Consider the following 3,707-nt stretch of genomic DNA (forward strand, 5'->3'; position numbering starts at 1 on the left):
GACAGGACGATACTCAGGAGAAGGAAAAGGAACAGGGGAATCAGTATCGTCCAGTTCTTTCTTTGCATGAAGCAGTCATCAAATTATGTTATCTTAAAGCAAATAAATTTACTCAAGCGACGGCGGCACGTCCCATAATCAACCCGGCATATACGCTGGCAGACCGGCACGTCTTGGTTTTGTCCCTCCGATAAGGCGGCATCACCGGCATTCGCTATTTTTCTGCCTCCTGCATCAGGTAAAACCCGGCTTCACTTCCTGAGATCTGTTTCCCGGTGAGTGGAAAGCGCGTATGCCCATTGGTGCCGCGAAAACCACAATTTATTTGATATAAGACCAAGATATTTTATAAACTATATTTGAGATAAATCCGATATATTTGAGGAGATCTGAATGATTGATAATTTCTATGGTATAGGGATATGCTGCATATTCCTGATGCTGCTGGCCGCGCCCGTTGCGGCCGACTACCCGATGTTCCACGCGGACACCGCGCGGACAGGGGCCGCACTCTCCGCCGGACCCCTGACAGACACCACCCTCTGGGTGGCAGAGACCGCCGAGTACGCCGACGGTTCACCCGCGGTCCATGCCGGAAAGGTCTTTGTCCCGACCTGGGCCGACATGAACTTCACCGACAACGAGCCTATGGGACTGGTCTGCTATGATGCGGCCACAGGCAGGGAACTCTGGACCAACGAACTCGGGGGGCAGGCGGTCGGCTCCGTCTCCGGGGTGGCCGTCGCCGATGGGCAGGTCTATCTCGGCGGGACAGACGGAAAGCTCTACTGCATCGACGAAGAGACGGGGGCCACCCTCTGGTCGAGCGATCAGATCGACGAAACCGGATATTTCGGCCTCTCCTCATCGCCGCTCGTCTACGATGGGAAGGTCTACGTCCTTTCGGCATCGGACGGCGCGCTCCACGAGTTCAGCCTGGCCGGTGCTGAAACCTGGTCATATGCAGCCGGCGGCAAAGCCGCGTACTTCGCCTCGGCGACAGCCGCGGACGGAAAGGTCTACTGCTCGAACATGACCGCCCTCTTCTGCGTTGACCCCGCTCTGCAGAAAGAGGTCTGGAACACCTCTGTCCGGGACGTCATCCTCTCGACACCCTGTCTGAGCGACAGCACGCTCTTCTGTACCGGGGCCCTCAGGACCTATGCCTTTGACAGAGACACAGGAGAAGAGCTCTGGAATAGATCCCTCCAGGGAACCTCATCTTCCCCTGCATTCTGCAGCGACAAAATCTACGTCGGTGCAAAAGACGGCCTTCACTGCCTGGACGCCGCCACAGGGGCGGAGCGCTGGGCATTCAGGTCCGCCCAGGTCACCGTCTCCCCCGTGATCGCAGGCGGGATTGTCTATTTCGGGACAAATGAGGAGGCCGGAACCCTCTATGCAATGAACGCCGACGACGGCGAAGAGGTCTGGTCCCATACCCTTGAGTCTCCTGGAGACGGCACCTTTGCCGCGTTCTATGCCTCTTCGCCCGCGGTCTCTGATGGGGTCCTGTACATCGGGGCCGAAGACAACCATCTCTATGCCTTCGGCGAAGGCGCAGCAGAGCCCGAGGTCATCTGGGACGGCACCGTCGCACTCCCGAACACCACCTTCGCCTTCGTCCCCTCGAACAACGCCTCGGCGTCCTATGCGATCAACCGCACCACCGACCTCGGCGCACTCGACGCCGCCGCAACGGACGGAGGGTTCACCTTCAACGCCTCGGACGCATGGTACTCCCCGTACAGTTCCTTCCTCCTCGAAGACATCGACGGCATCGCCAACGAGGTCTGGACGCAGCCGAATGCGAAGTCATGGACGATCTTCGTCAACGATGCCCCGGCCAAAGCCGGGCTCGGCGCAAACGACCTTGCAGAGGGCGACGAACTCACCTTCTACTACTGTCCCACCGATCCTGCCACCTATGCGCCCCTCGTCGATGAGGCCGCCTATATCATCACCATCGGCGTCACCATCACAGAGACAGACAGTACCCTCGCACTCACCGACGGGACGCGCGGCGGGTCCGTCCTCGCAAAGGTCAACGTCACGGCAAGCGAGAGCGGCTGGTACGTCGTCGTCGTGAGCGGGACGAACGCGGGCGGCGACGCGATCGCCGGAACCGGCACCGTCCTGCTGGACGCCGGAGAGACTATCCATATCCCGGTGATCGTCGCAGTCCCGGCCAGGGCAAATACCGGCACCTACACCCTCTATGCCGGCATCTACCTTCTGGACGACTATCCGGCCGGCCTTATCTCCCGCAGCGGAGGTTCTGAATGCACCGTCGCCTGACCTTGCTCTGTCTGCTGCTGACGATTGCCTGCACCCTGCCGGCCGCAGCCCTGACCACAGATGTCGCGGGGAACACGGCAGGATCGCCGGTGACCGTCACCTGTGACGAGGAGACATTCGTCATCTTCCAGGAGAACGACGGCACCCCGATCTTCGCACAGGGAAGAACAATCAGATACATCCCGCACACCACCGGCACCCTCACCGTCACCGCCACTGCAGGCGATGAAACGGTCACACGGTCGGTCGCCATCTCCAAGACCGGAGGGGGCGACAGCGGGGGCGGCGGGGGCGATTCGATCGCCTGGAGAGACGTGGCCCTGGGGCCGGGCACCTTCAACGTGACCGCAGAGAGCGGGAAGCCCTATGCCGTCGACCGCAGGACAGCACTCGGCGCGCTCGACGCCTCCGGCACCTCATACGGAGTGAAAGACACATGGTACGCCGCCTACGGCACCCTGTACCTCACGTCCGTCAATGGCAGAGCAGGAGAGGGGATGGCCGGGTGGATGTACCAGGTCAACGGGGTCTCCCCGGCCGTCGGGGCCAACTCCCACCATGTGCAGAACGGCGATAAAGTCGTCTTCTACTACAGCGAGAGCATGAGCGACACGCCGGCGACATCAAAAGATCCCATCTATCTCAGGGTTGTCTTCGGGAGCGGGAGTTCGGACGGCGGGAGTTCGGGTGCCGCCAGCAGGGGCACGACGCCCGGCCTCGGGACGGCCACAGGGCCAGGGATATCGCTCGGCCTCCCGGCAGGCGTTTCCATCACCACGGAAGGTGGCAGGTCTCGGATCACGGTCAATACGAGTGCCGAACAGAAAGGCGTGCGAGTGACGGTACAGGGAGACCGCATCATCATCGAGCGCCCAGGCCTCCTGATGACCGTGCTGACCGGCGACATCACGGAGACGAACGGTGTCGCAACCGGCTTTATCAGGAGCGTCACCGCGGAACTGGACCCTGTCACCGGAACACGCGAGGGGGTCGGGGATGTAAAAGGAAAGATCAGCCTCTCGCTCAGGGGCGTGCCCGCCGAGGCAGGGGTGAACGTGACCTATGTCCCCGGACTCGCGCCGGCGGCACAGTCGGCGATTGCCCTCCTCGCAGTCGATGAAGAAAAGGTCATTCGCGCGGTGGCCTGCGTGATGCAGGTGGAGAAGACCGGCATCGCCAACAGGGAGGACATCCTCGGCGCCACTATCCGGATCTCTGTTCCCCCTGCATGGGTGGAGGAGCACGGGGGTGCCGGTGCGGTTCACATCGCGCATATTGCCGACAACGGGACGGTCGCATTCCTGGAGACGCGGCCGGCCGGGACGGACAGTGCAGGCAACCTGGTCTTTGAGGCAGACTCTCCGGAGGGACTCTCCGGGTTCGCACTCCTCGCCCTCGGCGAAAGAGAG

The 3,707-nt window shown here is 61.5% G+C and carries 3 protein-coding genes; all 3 read left to right on the plus strand.

What is annotated here, in order from left to right; genetic code table 11:
- Positions 1 to 194, plus strand: a 194-nt coding sequence (locus PHP59_RS11815; protein ID WP_300167246.1) for a hypothetical protein, incomplete at its 5' end; no start/stop codon positions are given.
- A 244-nt stretch (positions 195 to 438) separates the two neighbouring features.
- Positions 439 to 2,298: a PQQ-binding-like beta-propeller repeat protein gene (locus PHP59_RS11820; protein WP_300167248.1), complete on the plus strand. Its 1,860-nt coding sequence runs from the start codon at positions 439 to 441 to the stop codon at positions 2,296 to 2,298.
- On the plus strand, positions 2,283 to 3,707 hold a 1,425-nt coding region (locus PHP59_RS11825; protein ID WP_300167250.1), incomplete at its 3' end, for a DUF4430 domain-containing protein. The genes PHP59_RS11820 and PHP59_RS11825, both read left to right, overlap by 16 nt.

It is taken from the genome of Methanofollis sp. (genome assembly GCF_028702905.1).
Classification (GTDB): Archaea; Halobacteriota; Methanomicrobia; order Methanomicrobiales; family Methanofollaceae; genus Methanofollis.